This window comes from Salipaludibacillus agaradhaerens, from assembly GCF_002019735.1.
GTDB classification, from domain to species: Bacteria; Bacillota; Bacilli; order Bacillales; family Salisediminibacteriaceae; genus Salipaludibacillus; species Salipaludibacillus agaradhaerens.
The window spans coordinates 1,390,869-1,407,318 of sequence record NZ_KV917378.1 but is presented as its reverse complement, the minus strand read 5'-3'; the positions used below and the strand labels follow the sequence as shown (position 1 = coordinate 1,407,318).

10 protein-coding genes and 2 rRNA genes (1 of these 12 running past the window's edge) are annotated in these 16,450 nt (G+C 41.1%); 9 read left to right on the top strand and 3 right to left on the bottom strand.

The window, feature by feature from the left end; translation table 11 throughout:
* The first annotated feature begins 72 nt into the window (after positions 1-72).
* Complete coding sequence (locus tag BK581_RS06855) at positions 73-1,407, top strand: sigma-54 interaction domain-containing protein (RefSeq protein WP_078577465.1); 1,335 nt, start codon at positions 73-75, stop codon at positions 1,405-1,407.
* Between the two features lie 30 nt (positions 1,408-1,437).
* Here the strand turns inward: BK581_RS06855 and BK581_RS06850 are convergent, their stop codons facing one another.
* Positions 1,438-5,937, bottom strand: coding sequence for a glutamate synthase-related protein (locus BK581_RS06850; RefSeq protein WP_078577464.1), 4,500 nt, complete (start codon positions 5,935-5,937; stop codon positions 1,438-1,440).
* A 299-nt stretch (positions 5,938-6,236) separates the two neighbouring features.
* Positions 6,237-7,532 (bottom strand): glutamate-1-semialdehyde 2,1-aminomutase, encoded by a 1,296-nt coding sequence (locus BK581_RS06845; RefSeq protein ID WP_078577463.1) that lies wholly within the window; start codon positions 7,530-7,532, stop codon positions 6,237-6,239.
* A 212-nt stretch (positions 7,533-7,744) separates the two neighbouring features.
* Here BK581_RS06845 and BK581_RS06840 point away from each other — a divergent pair, with 212 nt between their 5' ends.
* From BK581_RS06840 to perR, 5 genes are all read left to right on the top strand, one after another.
* Entirely contained in the window at positions 7,745-8,185 is a 441-nt protein-coding gene (locus BK581_RS06840) for a potassium channel family protein (RefSeq protein ID WP_078577462.1), read from the top strand.
* Positions 8,186-8,383: 198 nt separating this feature from the next.
* Positions 8,384-8,854: a thioredoxin-dependent thiol peroxidase gene (bcp, locus tag BK581_RS06835; RefSeq protein WP_078577461.1), complete on the top strand. Its 471-nt coding sequence runs from the start codon at positions 8,384-8,386 to the stop codon at positions 8,852-8,854.
* Between the two features lie 227 nt (positions 8,855-9,081).
* Positions 9,082-10,032: a D-2-hydroxyacid dehydrogenase gene (locus BK581_RS06830; protein ID WP_078577460.1), complete on the top strand. Its 951-nt coding sequence runs from the start codon at positions 9,082-9,084 to the stop codon at positions 10,030-10,032.
* Positions 10,033-10,217: 185 nt separating this feature from the next.
* Positions 10,218-10,520, top strand: a complete 303-nt coding sequence (locus tag BK581_RS06825; RefSeq protein WP_078577459.1) for a cyclic-di-AMP receptor — start codon at positions 10,218-10,220, stop codon at positions 10,518-10,520.
* A 217-nt stretch (positions 10,521-10,737) separates the two neighbouring features.
* The gene (gene perR, locus BK581_RS06820) at positions 10,738-11,178 is read left to right on the top strand and encodes a peroxide-responsive transcriptional repressor PerR (RefSeq protein WP_078577458.1); all 441 of its coding nucleotides are present in this window, start codon (positions 10,738-10,740) and stop codon (positions 11,176-11,178) included.
* 89 nt (positions 11,179-11,267) lie between these two features.
* Here perR and BK581_RS06815 read toward each other — a convergent pair whose 3' ends face one another.
* The gene (locus tag BK581_RS06815; RefSeq protein WP_078577457.1) at positions 11,268-11,627 is read right to left on the bottom strand and encodes a YgzB family protein; all 360 of its coding nucleotides are present in this window, start codon (positions 11,625-11,627) and stop codon (positions 11,268-11,270) included.
* Between the two features lie 684 nt (positions 11,628-12,311).
* Here BK581_RS06815 and BK581_RS06810 point away from each other — a divergent pair.
* The 3 genes from BK581_RS06810 to BK581_RS06800 all read left to right on the top strand — a co-directional run.
* Positions 12,312-13,190 (top strand): nucleotidyltransferase-like protein, encoded by an 879-nt coding sequence (locus BK581_RS06810; protein ID WP_078577456.1) that lies wholly within the window; start codon positions 12,312-12,314, stop codon positions 13,188-13,190.
* 638 nt (positions 13,191-13,828) lie between these two features.
* Positions 13,829-15,395 (top strand): 16S ribosomal RNA (locus tag BK581_RS06805).
* 411 nt (positions 15,396-15,806) lie between these two features.
* Positions 15,807-16,450, top strand: a 23S ribosomal RNA gene (locus BK581_RS06800); it runs 2,295 nt beyond the window's last position.
* Together the 16S and 23S rRNA genes form the textbook arrangement of a ribosomal RNA operon.

Here is a 16,450-nt window from a genome sequence, read left to right as displayed (position 1 = left end):
TGGCTTTTTTTAAACGAGACTGCATTAGTTTAATATGTTGTTATAATAATAACTAAAAAGGATTGTGCATAAATGAATCCTCATATAAATGAAAATTTAAGTGATTCTCCTTCTACACTGTTTGTCACTGATGCAAAAGGGAATATTTTAATTTCTAATGACTTTACAGCTGTAACTGTCGGCATGCCTCTTGAAGAGTTATTGAAGTGCAACGTCCAGGATTTGGTGAAAAAGGGCTATTATAATCGTTCAATCACGATGGAAGCGATTGAGAAAAAAGAGAAAGTATCACGTACCATAAATACAAATAAAGGATTTAGTATTCTTTCCACAGCTACCCCTTTATTGCAAAGTGATGGAAAAGTTAAACTCGTGGTGACAACATCTAACACCTATAAGGCGAATCTATCTAAAGAGGAGTGTCCTTCTAAAGTTGTTGAAGATAGCGGCCAAAGCATAGATGAAAGTGATACTAAATTAGTTGCTGAAAGCCTTGCTATGAAACAAATAATTAAAGTATGTAACCAGATAACATCATATGAAAGTAAAGTACTCATTTATGGCGAGTCAGGTACTGGTAAAGAGATGATTGCAAAATATATTTACCGGAAAAGTCACCACAAAAATGGCCCGTTTCTTTCAATCAACTGTGCAGCAATACCAATTAATTTTTTTGAACATGAATTATTTGGCTATGAAAAAGGTGCTTTCCCCCGGGCAACAGAAACGAAAAAAGGTATGATTGAAGAAGCGGAAGGTGGCGTTCTTTTTTTAGATGAAATATCAGAAATGCCTTTGGAAGTACAAGCTAAATTGCTCCATGTTATAGAGAATAACCATGTAAGGAGAATTGGAGGCATTCGTAATCTAACGGTTAATTGTCGAATAATTTCAGCTACCAATCGTGATTTATGGGAAATGGTCACTAAAGGGTTATTCCGAGAAGATTTATATTATCGAATAAATGTCATTCCTATTCATGTCCCGCCCCTTAGAACGAGAAAGCTTGATCTTGTAGGATTAATTTCACACTTTGTAGCTGAATTGAATGAGAAATATAACAAGAATATTTATTTAAGTGCTGAAGAGTTTCAAAAATTGCTTCTACATGATTGGCCAGGAAACGCAAGGGAACTTAAAAATTATATTGAAAGATTAGTCGTAACGGAACATTTTCCCGTGGAATTGAAGGAAGAGGAAGCACTGTCAGACTCTTATGCGTTAAATCATTTTATTAAAAATAATATGGCACGGTTCAAGTCGCTTGGCGATTTTATGTCAGTTGTTGAAGCTCATTATATTAAACAAGTTATTCATTCGTGTCATGATAATACGAGTGAAGCAGCGAGGAAGCTGGGTATACATCGATCAGCTATTTATCGTAAACTTAAGAAAACAAAAGGATGAGCTCTCTTGTAGCTCATCCTTTTCGTACTATTATTCTGTCGATACCGCAGGGTCTGCTTGCTGTTTAACAGGCGTTACTTGTCTAAAATGAGAGACAGGATCGGCAAGCAATTGTTCTACGTAAGCCGCTTCATCGGTCTGATTTAATTGTAGCAATTCGTCGTGATAGATGGTTAATAGCTCGACGACATCTTGTACCCCTTTATTTGTAAGAGGTTCAATTGTTACTTTTGCTCCTTTGGCAATACGGCTGTTGAGCATTTTTTCGTCAAGTCCCATCTGCGGGTCATGTCGAAGATAGACAACACCACCGGTCATACCAGCCGCCATCCAAGGACCTGGGTCCCCCATAACTAATCCTCGACCATTCGTCATATACTCGAATGCAAAGCCTTTAATGTTAGCATGAATGCCCGTATTATAGTGTTTATTAGCTTTCAATGGCTTTTTCACACGACCTCCGAAAATCATATCTGCACCAGATAGTCTAATTCCAGCGCGTGAATCAGCGTCTCCTTGAATAATAAATGTCCCTTTTTGAGCGCCGTAGCCTATCCCTTTTCCAACAGATCCGTTGATAAGCTGACCGTTAAGTCCTTGTGTTTTAAATACTTTAAATGATCCTCCAAACGAGGTTTTACCTACACCGTCTTGCGCTCCGCCAGAGATATGAATATTAACACCATCACTATTATAGGCGCCGAGCCCATTACCTAAAATGGACCCTTTCGTGTACCGTAAATCTATCTCAGGTAACGTGCGATAAGAACCGTCTAGTTTACCACGTACGCGGTGACATGAAACACGGCTACCAAGAATACGTTGTTCAGCGGTAACTGCTTCAAATTCCCGAGAAGTTGTTAATTCAGAAACATTAGCATCAAGGTACTCAAATTCAGACCCAACTGCTACGGCTAATTGTTGCTCTTGTATTTCTTCTAATACATTAACTGGTTCAAAAGGTGCTACATCTTGCTCAGGTAACGTTGCTAACAAGTCGGCTAAGTCTAAGTGTTCATGACCGCGAGTTTGTTCAAGTAAATCGGATCGTCCTACGAGGTCCTGAGTATTATCAAAACCGAGGGCAGCCGTCAACGCTTGTAACTCTTTACCGAATTCAGTGAATAGATTCATGAGCCCATTAACAGCTAGGTCATACTCGCGTGGTACAAAGCGACGAAGCCCATGATCTTTTGCTTGATCCACGGTTTCGATTTGTGTAGCAATACCCACATGACACGTATCTAGATGACAACCTCGACACGCCGTGCATCCAACAGCAATCATAGATAAAGTACCAAAGCCGATTCTGTTTGCACCTAAAAGCATCAGTTTAATAGCATCCTGGACACTTTTCACACCGCCATCTGCCCAGATTTCAACTTTATGACGAAGGCCTGCTTCCAAAAGAGCAAAATGGGCCGCTTTAACACCGATTTCCGCGGGTAGACCTACGTGTTGTAATGCATGAACTCTTGCAGCACCAGTTCCGCCGTCAAACCCACTTAGCGTAATATAATCGGCCCCAGCCTTTGCTATTCCTACAGCGATTGTCCCTATATTTGGAACGATTGGGACCTTCACAGTGACTTTTGCTTGATCATTAGCTGTTTTAAGTTCAGCAATCATTTGAGATAAATCTTCAATAGAGTAAATATCATGATTATTTGATGGTGAAATAAGATCGGAACCTGTAGTAGCATTACGAGCAGCCGCCACTTTATCTGTCACTTTAGATCCTGGAAGGTGTCCACCTTCACCTGGCTTGGCCCCTTGACCAATCTTAATTTCGAGTAAATTAGATGAGTTTAACAGCTCTACATTGACACCGAAACGTCCAGATGCAATTTGTTGCCCACGCGTATTCGGATATTTGCCGAGCATATCCTTAATTTCTCCGCCTTCACCGTTAAAGCTGATCATATTTAACCTATCTGCCGCTTCCGCATAGGCGCGGAAAGCCACTTCGTTTTGTGAACCAAATGACATAGAACTGATCATAAACGGGAGGTCATGCTGGCCAACACTCACATCGACATTATTAGGTTGAATGTCAGATTGGCGGGCTTTTAAATCTGTGAAATGTCTAATTGTCGTTGGGTTTTTCATTTCTTGTTCCGAGACTTTTTCCCCGTATTCTGTATATGTGATTTTCCCTGAGGCAAGGTCGCCAAGAGATTTCCAAATTCTAGGAAAAATGTGAAATGTCTTTCCGGGCTTTGCTTTTTCATCATGGTAATCCTCAAATCTCGATTCGCTGTCCTTTTTCATTTCGAGAAAGCCATAACTGACGTCTTTACTGCCAAGATAGTTAACAATATTAAGCACTTTAGCAATGTCTTCATTTAATCCAATAGAGGAGAAAAGTCGTCCATAGCCTCTTAATTCATGAATACCAATAGTCGATATTATTTTTTCTAGTCCTTTATTTAAGGCGCTATATAATTTAACTGCTGGTTCGGCGTTGTTGTCCACAACGCTGGCAAACATGATATAGGGATTAATGAGATCAGCACCTAGCCCAAAGATAACGGCAATATCATGAAGGGTTCTTATACTACCAGACCGAATAACAAGTGAACAGTGACGGCGTAGCTCCTGATGAGTTAACCCTTGATCCACCGCTGAAATAGCGAGATGGGGGTCAAGCCAGAAAAGCTCGTTATCATGCACACCTTGATCATCAAAGACGAGCAAAGTTTTATTATTGTTAATAGCAGATACAGCATCGTGTGTTAAACGGGATAATGCTTCTTCCACTGACTCATCTTCGAATCTGCCAAGCGTTAATTTCATCACTTCATGATTCCTATCGAAGTATTCCAAAAGTCCTTCAAATGAAGGATGGCTAAATTCATCTTGTAACCCTTTTCCTGCTAAGCCTTCAGCAGTAATAGGTGAGTCTAGATGGACAATTGCATTTAAGTCTTCTGCCAGAAAGAGTTCAGGACGTTTACCGATAACCACTCGCGTTGAAAAGTGTTCCATTTCTCTGTCACGGTCAATCGCAGGGTTTGTTACCACGGCTACGCTCTCTTTAATGAAATCAGCCACATTTTTTCGGCCAGGATGCATGGCTGCTAATGGGGCATCATGACCAAGTGAACGAATCGGCTCTACGCCTTTTTCTGCCATTTGCTCGATAAGCTGAATGTGTTCACGATCCCAACCATTTGCAGAATACACACTTGGTGTCACGTTTTGTTGAAAATGGACTGTATTCGAGTTTTCATTCCATTGCGTCGTTAGGCGATCACCGGCCTCTTTGATTCGTAACGTTGAAGCTAGTCGATTGTACACTTCTTCTTGTAGCTCATCATGCCAGAGGATAGTAATTGTCCCTTTACTGTTCCGCTTCAAGGCTACTTTTTCACCTGGAGCAAAAGGTTTTGGCTCTGACACGTATTGATTTGTCGTAAAAATACCTTGTTCAGAGGAAAAAATATAGCTAGTATCCGTTTCAAGCATCCATACGGGACGCAACCCAAGGGAATCTACACTAAAGACGGCTTCATCTCCTAATCGAGAGATAATTCCTGCTGGTCCCTGAGCATAATGTCCCCAGGCTTCGCGAATATACGTATATAAGTCTTTTAAATGTGCGGGGAAATGCTTAATTTCATTCACGATAGGCGGGAATAAAATTTCCATTGTTTCAAAAAGTGATAGATGATGGCGTGACGTAAACGTATCAATGACCCGATTTAAATCTTGTGAATCACTGCCACCGTCTACTAATGGCACACCGATCATATTTGCTTCGTCGCGAAGTTTAGCAATGGTATTAATTTCGCCATTATGACCAATAACACTAAATGGCTGGACACGGAAAAAATTAGATAATGTATTTGTTGAATAACGATTGTGTCCGAGAGTCATGGCTGATGCCACAAGTGGATTAGCAAGATCAGGGTAGTATTTCGGTAATATGTCGCCTGCTCCCATCACTTTGTAAACGGCACTTTCGTGACTTAACGACGCCACGTGAACAGCCAGATTTTTTTCGCATGCTAAGGTAAGATCAAACAACTTGGAGCGGAGCATTGTGAACGATTGCTTACAGTCTTTGTACTCAAGTGCAATTTGCCAAAAAACAGGCTCAGCTTTTTGAGCGATGGGACCGAGAGCAGCTGAGTTTGTCTCGTTCGTGCTTTCAAAAATGAGACGAAACCCATTTTTTTCGAAAAGATCTTTCATTTCTTGTTGAAATTTACTTGTTTCGTTCGTCTTTTCAATAAATAAATGACCAACAACAAATGAAGGAGAATCGACAATTGCAGCATCTAAATTTGCTTTATTCAGTTTTTCCTTCCAAAGAGCACGGGGGATATCAATATGGATACCAACACCATCGCCTTCTTCATTAATAAAGCCTGCACGGTGATTCATTGTTAGTAATGCTTTTATCGTATCGTCAATGTTCTTCTTTGTAGGGATATTCTCTTTTTCTATGAAAGAGACAATTCCACAACTGTCATGCTCGTTTTGTAGCGCTCCGCGGAAACGCTGAATCTCATTAGAAACATTCATAATGCTGGTCAAATTATTGACCTTCACCTCCTGTAAAATCGTAAATTATCTGTTAGAAAACCTTACAAAAAACGTCGCCAATAATGCCTGAATCAGAATAGTCAGAATTATATCCAATATAGCATTTTAAGCGTTAAAAATCAATTATTTATACAAAAAATAGAATAGTACATTCAACAGTTTTTCGATTGTCGAAGGAAATAATAAAGAAAAAAGTCATTTTGAAAGCGTTTACAAATGTTTGCGTGTTAGAAAAGGACGAGAAAGGAGATGCTCGTCCGAAAAATCATTTTGTATATTTATTCATTCGACCAATTTGAAAATACATCGCTTGCAGCTTTTATCGTTTTTTCCACATCTTCATGTGTGTGGGCGATTGTAAGAAACCAAGCTTCGAACTTAGAAGGGGCAAGGTTTATCCCTCTTTTTAGCATTTGCTTGAAAAAATAAGCGAACATTTGACTGCTGCTGTTTTCTGCATGCTCATAATTAGATACATGGGTCGTATCGAAGTAGAGCGTCAGAGCTCCCTTTAATCGATTGATCGTCACTGGTATATTATAGATGTCCGCTGATTTTTGCAACCCATTTTCTAATTGCTTGCCAAGATCATCTAGTTTCTCATAAACATTCGGCTCCCTTAATACTTCAAGGCATGCTATTCCAGCTCTAATAGAAGCTGGATTACCAGCCATCGTACCGGCCTGATAGGCTGGTCCTAAAGGTGATACTTGTTCCATGATTGCTTTCTTTCCCCCATATGCCCCAATTGGGAGGCCGCCACCAATGATTTTGCCTAGAGCGGTTAAATCAGGCTCCACCCCAAGGAGGTTTTGAGCGCCACCGTACATAAAGCGAAAAGCTGTTATAACTTCATCATAGATGACGAGAGTTTCGTTTGAATGTGCTAATTGATTAACTGTTTGAAGAAAACCTTCCGCAGGCTCAACAATGCCAAAGTTTCCAACGATCGGTTCAACGAGTACAGCTGCAATATCATCTCCCCAGTAGTTTAACGCCTCCTCAAGAGCTTGAGGGTCATTAAACGGCACGGTAATCACTTCCTCAGCGATATTTTTTGTGACGCCAGCTGAATCAGGGTTGCCTGTAGTGGAAGGGCCGGAGCCAGCTGCTACAAGGACGAGATCTGAATGACCATGATAGCAACCGGCAAATTTAATGATTTTGTTCCTGCCTGTATAAGCTCTTGCTACGCGAATAGTCGTCATGACGGCTTCTGTACCTGAATTAACGAATCTAAGACGCTCAAGAGAGGGAATTGCCTCTCTCAGCATGTCAGCAAAGTGGTTTTCATAAGCTGTTGGTGTCCCATACAACACGCCATCCTCTGCGGCAGCTTTAATAGCTGCTGTTATGTGAGGGTGTGCATGCCCTGTAATAATCGGACCGTACGCTGCCAAATAATCTATGTATTGGTTGCCATCTTCATCCCAAAAATAAGCGCCTTTTCCCTTTTTCATAAACACAGGTGTTCCTCCACCAACACCTTTAAAGGAACGTGAAGGACTGTTAACCCCGCCAAGAATGACGTTGTGGGCTTCTTTGTTAAGTTGTTCTGATCTATCTAGTTTCATAACTTGTAAACCTCCTAAATGTTCAAGATATCACATTAGTTATTGTACCATTAAAGGAGAAAAGAGAAAGAATGGGGATATGCCATTATCGGAAATCTTTTACCCGATGTTTTTCAAACAGGATGCCTTCTTTCAAGCTAGTTTTGACTTATTTGAGTGAAAATTTGTCCTAATAGCAATGCTCAGTTCATATAGTAACGTGAGGTGATAAGATGGTAAACCTCCTAATTATAATCATCATAATTAGTTCTTTTGTTGGTGTAGTGGCAAGTATGCATCTATTGATTCAAAAGCAACCTAGAATCGAACGTCGACTTTCGGTCAAACATTTTCTCGTTTTAATCATGGTCTATTTAAATGTCACGGTTGGTTTTGGTGTGGTTTACATTGCACTAGAGCTTCTAGGTGTACAAGTTATTAAAGAAGGAACAAAGATGCCAGGTGAATCGTTATTTCACCTAATAGAAGATGCGCTTTATTTTAGCGCTGTCACATTACTTACAGTCGGTTACGGTGATATTATTCCTGAAGGTATCGGACGGTGGATCGCTATCCTTCAGGCGTTAATAGGATATCTTTTGCCAGCTGCTTTTGTTGTAACCTCCTTCGTTACTTACGATGATGTGGGTCGTAAACGATCACATCATTTGTAGAGTGCCTCTTATTTGGGTATCATGAAATGTGGACAGACATATGGAACCGGTGCGAGTAAGACAAAAGCTCCTTAAAGAAAATGATGCAAATTTATTTGATCATTGTCTGTCAGCTCAAGACACTTAATTTACAAAGACTTTAGTGTAAAAGGCTTTATAAGCCCACTTAGAAGCCTTTATGATGAGGAGGTAAATGTAATGACAATTAAAATTGGTGAGAAAGTACCTAGTAGACAGCTTAAATCGAATAGTGGACAGGAAGTCTCTCTTAATGATTATAGAGGGAAATACGTTGTTCTTTATTTTTATCCTAAAGACATGACGCCGGGATGTACAACAGAAGCGTGTGATTTTAGAGATAATCATGATAGCTTCAGTGATTTAGACGCTGTTATTTTAGGGGTGAGTCCTGATCCTGTAGACCGCCATGAAAAATTTATTAATAAGCATGATCTTCCGTTTGAACTTTTAGCAGACGAAGACCATCAGTTAGCAGAGGATTTTGGTGTTTGGAAATTAAAGAAAAACTTCGGTAAAGAATATATGGGTATAGAACGTTCGACTTTTGTCATTGATAAAGAAGGAAATTTAATAAAAGAGTGGCGCAAAGTTCGAGTAAAAGGACATGTTGAAGAAGCTCTTAACTATTTAAGAGAGGTTTCAAATTAAGTTTGGTTACAAACTACTTTAGAAAAAAAGGAGAGGGATCGCTTAAATTAGGTGATCTCCCTCCTTTTTAATTTTTTATTTGTGTAAAGTGCTACAAAAGGCAATCTATATATGAACGTACTAATTGAATGGAGAGGGAGGTTGGCTAAGAGGTTTTTGTCATGGACGGTCGCTTGCCTTTGGTAATATAATAGGTAACAAAAGACAGTCTGAAGGAGATGAACAACGTGATTGTAGTATCTTCAGCTAAGATTCGAAAAGATTTACGGCGCTTTTTAACAGAAAAGTATACGGAATTGACATTTCGTTTTCATACAAGTATGGAGGAAGCGGAAAAAGATTTAACAAAAGCTGATATTCTCATTACTTATGGTGAGGATCTAGACGACACGTTAATTAGTCGTGCAACGAATTTGAAATGGATTATGGTAATTTCCGCCGGACTTGATAGAATGCCATTTACCGCTATTGAGAGACAAGGGATTATCGTGACTAACGCTCGAGGAATACATGCTATTCCTATGGCTGAATACACATTAAGTATGATGTTGCAGACGGGACGGCAAATGAAAACACTTATAGAGAATGAGCGGCAGAAAGAGTGGGATAGATCTCCTGTCATGACAGAACTACATGGGAAAACAATTGGAATCCTTGGGATAGGTGCCATCGGTAAAGAAATTGCCCGCTTAGCTAAAGCATTTAATATGACAGTCATTGGCCTTAATCGAAGTGGGAGTCCGGTTGAGAATGTAGACCATGTTGTCACGATAAAAGGGTTAAATTCGTTACTTGAGTCTTCGGACTTTATTGTGTCTGTGTTACCTAAGTTACCGGAAACAGACGACATATTGCGTACACCGCAATTCAAAGTAATGAAAGAGACTGCCGTACTTATTAATATCGGACGCGGTAACGCCATTAACGAAGATGCATTGTTAACGGCATTAGATGAAGGTGAATTTAAGCACGTTGTTTTGGATGTGTTTAAAGAAGAGCCGTTACCTGCCAACCACCCGTTTTGGTCACATGCTAAAGTCACTGTTACGCCGCATATGTCAGGAATATCTCCTCAATATCAGCCGCGGGCATTAGACATTTTTGAACATAATTTACACGTGTTTTTAACTAGCCGAGGAGATTACTTAAATAAAATCGACCCTGTCAAAGGCTACTAGTTCATAGTCTATATACCATAGATAACCGCCCATAAACCTCCCGTCTCAAAATAGAGATCAGAGGTAAATTTATTTAAGCGGAGATAATGAAGATCGCTAGTGTCCTGATTCTGCAACGACCAACCAGTGGGAAAAGTACGAAAACACTCACTGATTGAAGACTCATTTTATAGGAGGTTGTCGTAATGAAATTAATGATATGTGTTGTCCAAAATCGATATAGAACAGCGATGGAAGAGGGGTTGAAGGCAAATAACTATCGTATGACAGAGCTAGCTAGTAGTGGAGGATTTTTGAAAAAAGGTAGTACGACTTTTTTGATTGGTATTACTGAAGAAGACGTGGAGAACCTTCAGCAAACGATGCAGCAAATATGCCTAGCGCAAGAAAAACAAAAAGGGCAATCGAAAGAGATGGCAAGCAGGTATACGTCCTTTTTAATTGATGTCAAAGATAGTTTACCATTTTTTCAATTACGTGAGCGTTAGGGGGATATATTATCAATTCTGAACATTGTTTAACAATTTTAAAATCGTTGAACTTCTTTGAAGGTATTAACATTGACAACGATTGACCGCCTTTTGTATACTGTTTATAAACATTATAAATTAATAATCCTTTCTTTAAAGGTAGATCTAGTAATAAGTAGTCTTAACTATGTGATTGTAGCTTGTTTTAGCTTTATTTATAGAAGAGGTGAGGTAAATGGAAAAGCATGATCAACTTCAAGATGCCCTTCATTCTTTAAAAAATACGAAAGTTCGCATGACGCCACAACGTCACGCTATTTTAGAATTTCTTATTAATGCACCTACACATCCTACGGCGGATGAGATTTATAAGGCATTAGAAGGGAAATTTCCAAACATGAGTGTGGCAACAGTATACAATAATCTTCGTGTATTTAAAGAGGTAGGATTAGTGAGAGAATTGACTTACGGGGACTCTTCCAGCAGATTTGACAGTAATACATCCCATCACTATCATGTCATTTGTCAAGACTGCGGAAAGATTGTTGATTTCCATTATCCTGGACTTGACGAGGTAGAAACGTTGGCGGAGCACGTCACTGGTTTTACTGTCGATAACCACCGTATGGAAATTTACGGTAAATGTCCAGAGTGTAAAAAAAAGCAACAACATTAATGTGGTCCGGTAACCTTTAATGGTTTCCGGTTTTTTTGTTTTGTATAGTTAATATCAATAGTCTGAAGAAGAAAAGAAAGACAAAGAGGTTATTCCTCCTTGCCTTTCTTGTGATTATATTTCTCATCAAATTCTTTACCTTCTAACGATTTATCCATTGTTAATGGGGTATTACAATACATACAAGCATCAACCCGTCCTAATACCTTCGTATGCTTCCCACAATCGGGGCACACGACTTGGACCGTTTTAGATGACAACATACCGATCCAAAAGTATATAACGGTACTGGCAATGATCGCTAAAAAACCTAGAAACATAATAATAGACATTAAAATAAAATTTGTTTGAAAAAACAGGCCTAAATACATAATGATTATCCCGGCAAATATAAGCACGAGCGCAAACGTTCTTATTTTGTTAATTTTGTTACTATACTTCACACCCATAGATAAACGCCTCCCGAAGGAAAATTATATCATACTATGGAGGGGAGAGAATAGAAGAAACAGGCTTCTATTCTTTAAATGATTAATGAAAAAGTGGCGTAATATATACATATGTCATGTCCTCTTTTGTTTTTATCAAACATAACCGTCTGTAAACCTCCCGCCTCAAAATAGAGAGTAGAGCACATCTATCTATTTTGGTAGAAGCTAACGGCCGCTAATGATTCACGCGACTATCAATTAGTGGGGGAAGTATGGAAACGCCATTGATTGAAGGTTCGTCTTATGAAGGAAGGAAAGATTGGTTTCTATCATGTTACAGTGAACATCTAACAGATTTTTATCACTTTGTTCACGAATTGTTTTTTGGGATAGGAAGTGACTAGAACGAGTTGTAAGAATACGGTCAAATAAAGAGATGTGATTGAAGCCGAGGAAGTCTTGTCTGGTTTTCTCACAATACAAAAAAGGAATTGTTGAAAACGCGTCGAAATGAGAAAAGAGCTTAACTTCTTATTCCATTGTGTTAAAATGAAAAGCTGTATCTTATTTTGTATTAATTAACGTAAGAGTTTGTTTAGGTAAATTTTAGATAGGACATTTAAATGGAGTAATGAACGAAGCGTTTAAATGAAGAAAAGCTAATAATAATTTAATAAAGTGGTGTTGAATGGAGGTTCTTCCATGGATGATCGACTAAGACAGCTTTATCAAGATCGGACAAGTGATGATAGTACTTTAGGAATTATAGTCATTGAGAAACGTGCTCAGGAAGATGCAAATACAGATAATTTTGATAGAGTGTTGCTCGTTATATTAGATGATAGTCATCCTGCTTGGATTTTAAAGCATTATGAATATGATTCTATTAAAGTAGCTATGCATCTTGTTAATAGAAGACAGTTAAACAGTTGGTTATTAAATAGTTCGAATCGTCGGGCTGTTGATTGGGTGCTTAACGGTAAAGTGTTATTTGATAGAAATGAATATTTAAAGGAGTTCAAACAGCGATTAGCAGAATTTCCTATAGAAGAAAGGCAAATAAAAATCGGCGGAGAATTTTCAAAGCTCATCCGGAGATTCACAGACGGGAAATTACTTTACCGAGAACACCACTATTTAGATGCGTACAATCAAATAATACACGCTCTTCATCATTTGGCTCGTCTTTCTGTTATTGAGCATGGTTTTTATCCTGAGGTAACGGTATGGCAACAGGTGAAAAAAATAGAGCCTAAACTACATAAACTTTATTCAGAGCTTGTGACAGGAGCGGAATCGATTGAGAAAAGACTTGAACTTTTGCTCATTGCTAACGAATTCGAATTGATGACGAAATCAAAAATGGGTAGTACCCACTTACTTCAATTGATGGCATCTAAATCAACACCATGGTCGATTCAGGAGTTAAAAGAGCAGCTCTCCCATCATGAATACACATTGGATTTAAGCATTCTTGTGGAATTTCTCGTCCAAAAGGGATACATCGATGTCGTTAAAGAAGATACGAAAGGCCAAGTAATCTATCACCGTAAATATACAGTTAAGGGACAGCTTTCATAATTATAGTGAAGGCTTTGTCTTAAGAAATGTAGTATAAGTTAGTAAGTGAAGCTTCTCTTTGGTAAAAAAATAAAGGTTTTCATGACCTAGAAGGCGTGTATATTAATAATAAATAGTGAGAAGATGTTGTACTGATTTATCACAGGTAACCGTCCGTAAACCTCCCGTCTCAACATAGAGAGCAGAGAAAATCTATTTAGGCGGGAGATGACGGGCGCTAATGTCCTGATTCACGCAACGACCAATCAGTGGAGAAGGGCGCAAATGCCCACGGATTGAAAAGTCTCTTTATATTTTATTAAAATGGAAAATTTTTATTCTAAAATAGGGTTGCCTTTTAGTTTGGATACATGTTATATTATTTCTTGTCGCTATAAAGCGCCGCTAAACACAGTGATAAACTTTTTAAGAAAAGATATTGACTTACAAGTTGTCATGGTGTTATAGTAATAAAGTCGCTAAAAAAGCGGATGGATATTTTCTTCGGATAATATTTTATCGTTTTGACCTTTGAAAACTAAACAAAAAGCCAAGCAAAGTGGGATATGAAAATATCCCGTCAAAGAAACAAAGCGTTGAGTGGAAACATTCAACAACGCCAGACGAAAGTTTGGACATGATGTCAGAGACATCGAACTCTATCGGAGAGTTTGATCCTGGCTCAGGACGAACGCTGGCGGCGTGCCTAATACATGCAAGTCGAGCGCAGGAAGCCGGCGGATCCCTTCGGGGTGAAGCCGGTGGAATGAGCGGCGGACGGGTGAGTAACACGTGGGCAACCTACCTTGTAGACTGGGATAACTCCGGGAAACCGGGGCTAATACCGGATGATCATTTGGATCGCATGATCCGAATGTAAAAGTGGGGATTTATCCTCACACTGCAAGATGGGCCCGCGGCGCATTAGCTAGTTGGTAAGGTAATGGCTTACCAAGGCGACGATGCGTAGCCGACCTGAGAGGGTGATCGGCCACACTGGAACTGAGACACGGTCCAGACTCCTACGGGAGGCAGCAGTAGGGAATCATCCGCAATGGGCGAAAGCCTGACGGTGCAACGCCGCGTGAACGATGAAGGTTTTCGGATCGTAAAGTTCTGTTATGAGGGAAGAACAAGTGCCGTTCGAATAGGTCGGCACCTTGACGGTACCTCACGAGAAAGCCCCGGCTAACTACGTGCCAGCAGCCGCGGTAATACGTAGGGGGCAAGCGTTGTCCGGAATTATTGGGCGTAAAGCGCGCGCAGGCGGTCTCTTAAGTCTGATGTGAAAGCCCACGGCTCAACCGTGGAGGGTCATTGGAAACTGGGGGACTTGAGTGTAGGAGAGGAAAGTGGAATTCCACGTGTAGCGGTGAAATGCGTAGATATGTGGAGGAACACCAGTGGCGAAGGCGACTTTCTGGCCTACAACTGACGCTGAGGCGCGAAAGCGTGGGGAGCAAACAGGATTAGATACCCTGGTAGTCCACGCCGTAAACGATGAGTGCTAGGTGTTAGGGGTTTCGATACCCTTAGTGCCGAAGTTAACACATTAAGCACTCCGCCTGGGGAGTACGGCCGCAAGGCTGAAACTCAAAGGAATTGACGGGGGCCCGCACAAGCAGTGGAGCATGTGGTTTAATTCGAAGCAACGCGAAGAACCTTACCAGGTCTTGACATCCTCTGACACCTCTGGAGACAGAGCGTTCCCCTTCGGGGGACAGAGTGACAGGTGGTGCATGGTTGTCGTCAGCTCGTGTCGTGAGATGTTGGGTTAAGTCCCGCAACGAGCGCAACCCTTGATCTTAGTTGCCAGCATTCAGTTGGGCACTCTAAGGTGACTGCCGGTGATAAACCGGAGGAAGGTGGGGATGACGTCAAATCATCATGCCCCTTATGACCTGGGCTACACACGTGCTACAATGGATGGTACAAAGGGCAGCGAGACCGCGAGGTTAAGCGAATCCCATAAAGCCATTCTCAGTTCGGATTGCAGGCTGCAACTCGCCTGCATGAAGCCGGAATTGCTAGTAATCGCGGATCAGCATGCCGCGGTGAATACGTTCCCGGGCCTTGTACACACCGCCCGTCACACCACGAGAGTTTGTAACACCCGAAGTCGGTGCGGTAACCTTTTGGAGCCAGCCGCCGAAGGTGGGACAGATGATTGGGGTGAAGTCGTAACAAGGTATCCCTACCGGAAGGTGGGGATGGATCACCTCCTTTCTAAGGAGCTATTAAGCTCAGCTTATTAAAACTTTGCTTTGGCTATTTTGTTTAGTTTTGAGAGGTTAAACTCTCAGATAGAAAAACTTACCCGTTGGGTAAGAATTGACCTTTGAAAACTGGATAACGAAAGACTGATAAATGACATCACCGGTTCACAATCGCTTGATTTAATCAAACGATGAGAGAACCGAGTGTCTTAGAAAAAGGCCATTAAGACGCCTAAAACCGCCTTTTTAATAAAGGAAAGGGTTTAAGCCACCTGGTGATAAGCCAGAAGTGTGCTTAAACAAAGAGCATCAAAGAGATCGAGGAAGCAAGTGAGCGCAACACCGGAACGTACTGAGGTACGTGAGGATGGTGAGCGAACGCAGCTGACGACGCGCTCTGTCGATGATCTGCGGTTTAAGAGGTTAAGCTAGAAAGGGCGCACGGTGAATGCCTTGGCACTAGGAGCCGATGAAGGACGGGACGAACACCGAAATGCTTCGGGGAGCTGTAAGTAAGCGTTGATCCGGAGATATCCGAATGGGGGAACCCACCGCCTGTAATGAGGCGGTATCCACACCTGAATCCATAGGGTGTGAGAAGGCAGACCTGGGGAACTGAAACATCTTAGTACCCAGAGGAAGAGAAAGCAAATGCGATTTCCTGAGTAGCGGCGAGCGAAACGGAATCAGCCCAAACCAGAAGGCTTGCCTTCTGGGGTTGTAGGACACTCCATACGGAGTTACAAAGAGTGATCGTAGGTGAAGCGACCTGGAAAGGTCCGCGGGACAAGGTAAAAGCCCTGTAGCCGAAACGGTCACTCCTCCGGAGTGTATCCTGAGTACGGCGGGACACGTGAAACCCCGTCGGAAGCAGGGAGGACCATCTCCCAAGGCTAAATACTTCCTAGTGACCGATAGTGAACCAGTACCGTGAGGGAAAGGTGAAAAGCACCCCGGGAGGGGAGTGAAATAGATCTTGAAACCGTGTGCCTACAAGTAGTTGGAGCCCGTTAATGGGTGACAGCGTGCCTTTTGTAGAATGAACCGGCGAGTTACGATCCCGTG

Coding starts and splice junctions, on each gene's coding strand:
- BK581_RS06855 (WP_078577465.1), top strand. CDS start 73: ATGAATCCTCATATAAATGAAAATTTAAGTGATTCTCCTTCTACACTG.
- BK581_RS06850 (WP_078577464.1), bottom strand. CDS start 5,937: ATGAATGTTTCTAATGAGATTCAGCGTTTCCGCGGAGCGCTACAAAAC.
- BK581_RS06845 (WP_078577463.1), bottom strand. CDS start 7,532: ATGAAACTAGATAGATCAGAACAACTTAACAAAGAAGCCCACAACGTC.
- BK581_RS06840 (WP_078577462.1), top strand. CDS start 7,745: ATGGTAAACCTCCTAATTATAATCATCATAATTAGTTCTTTTGTTGGT.
- bcp (WP_078577461.1), top strand. CDS start 8,384: ATGACAATTAAAATTGGTGAGAAAGTACCTAGTAGACAGCTTAAATCG.
- BK581_RS06825 (WP_078577459.1), top strand. CDS start 10,218: ATGAAATTAATGATATGTGTTGTCCAAAATCGATATAGAACAGCGATG.
- perR (WP_078577458.1), top strand. CDS start 10,738: ATGGAAAAGCATGATCAACTTCAAGATGCCCTTCATTCTTTAAAAAAT.
- BK581_RS06815 (WP_078577457.1), bottom strand. CDS start 11,627: ATGGGTGTGAAGTATAGTAACAAAATTAACAAAATAAGAACGTTTGCG.
- BK581_RS06810 (WP_078577456.1), top strand. CDS start 12,312: ATGGATGATCGACTAAGACAGCTTTATCAAGATCGGACAAGTGATGAT.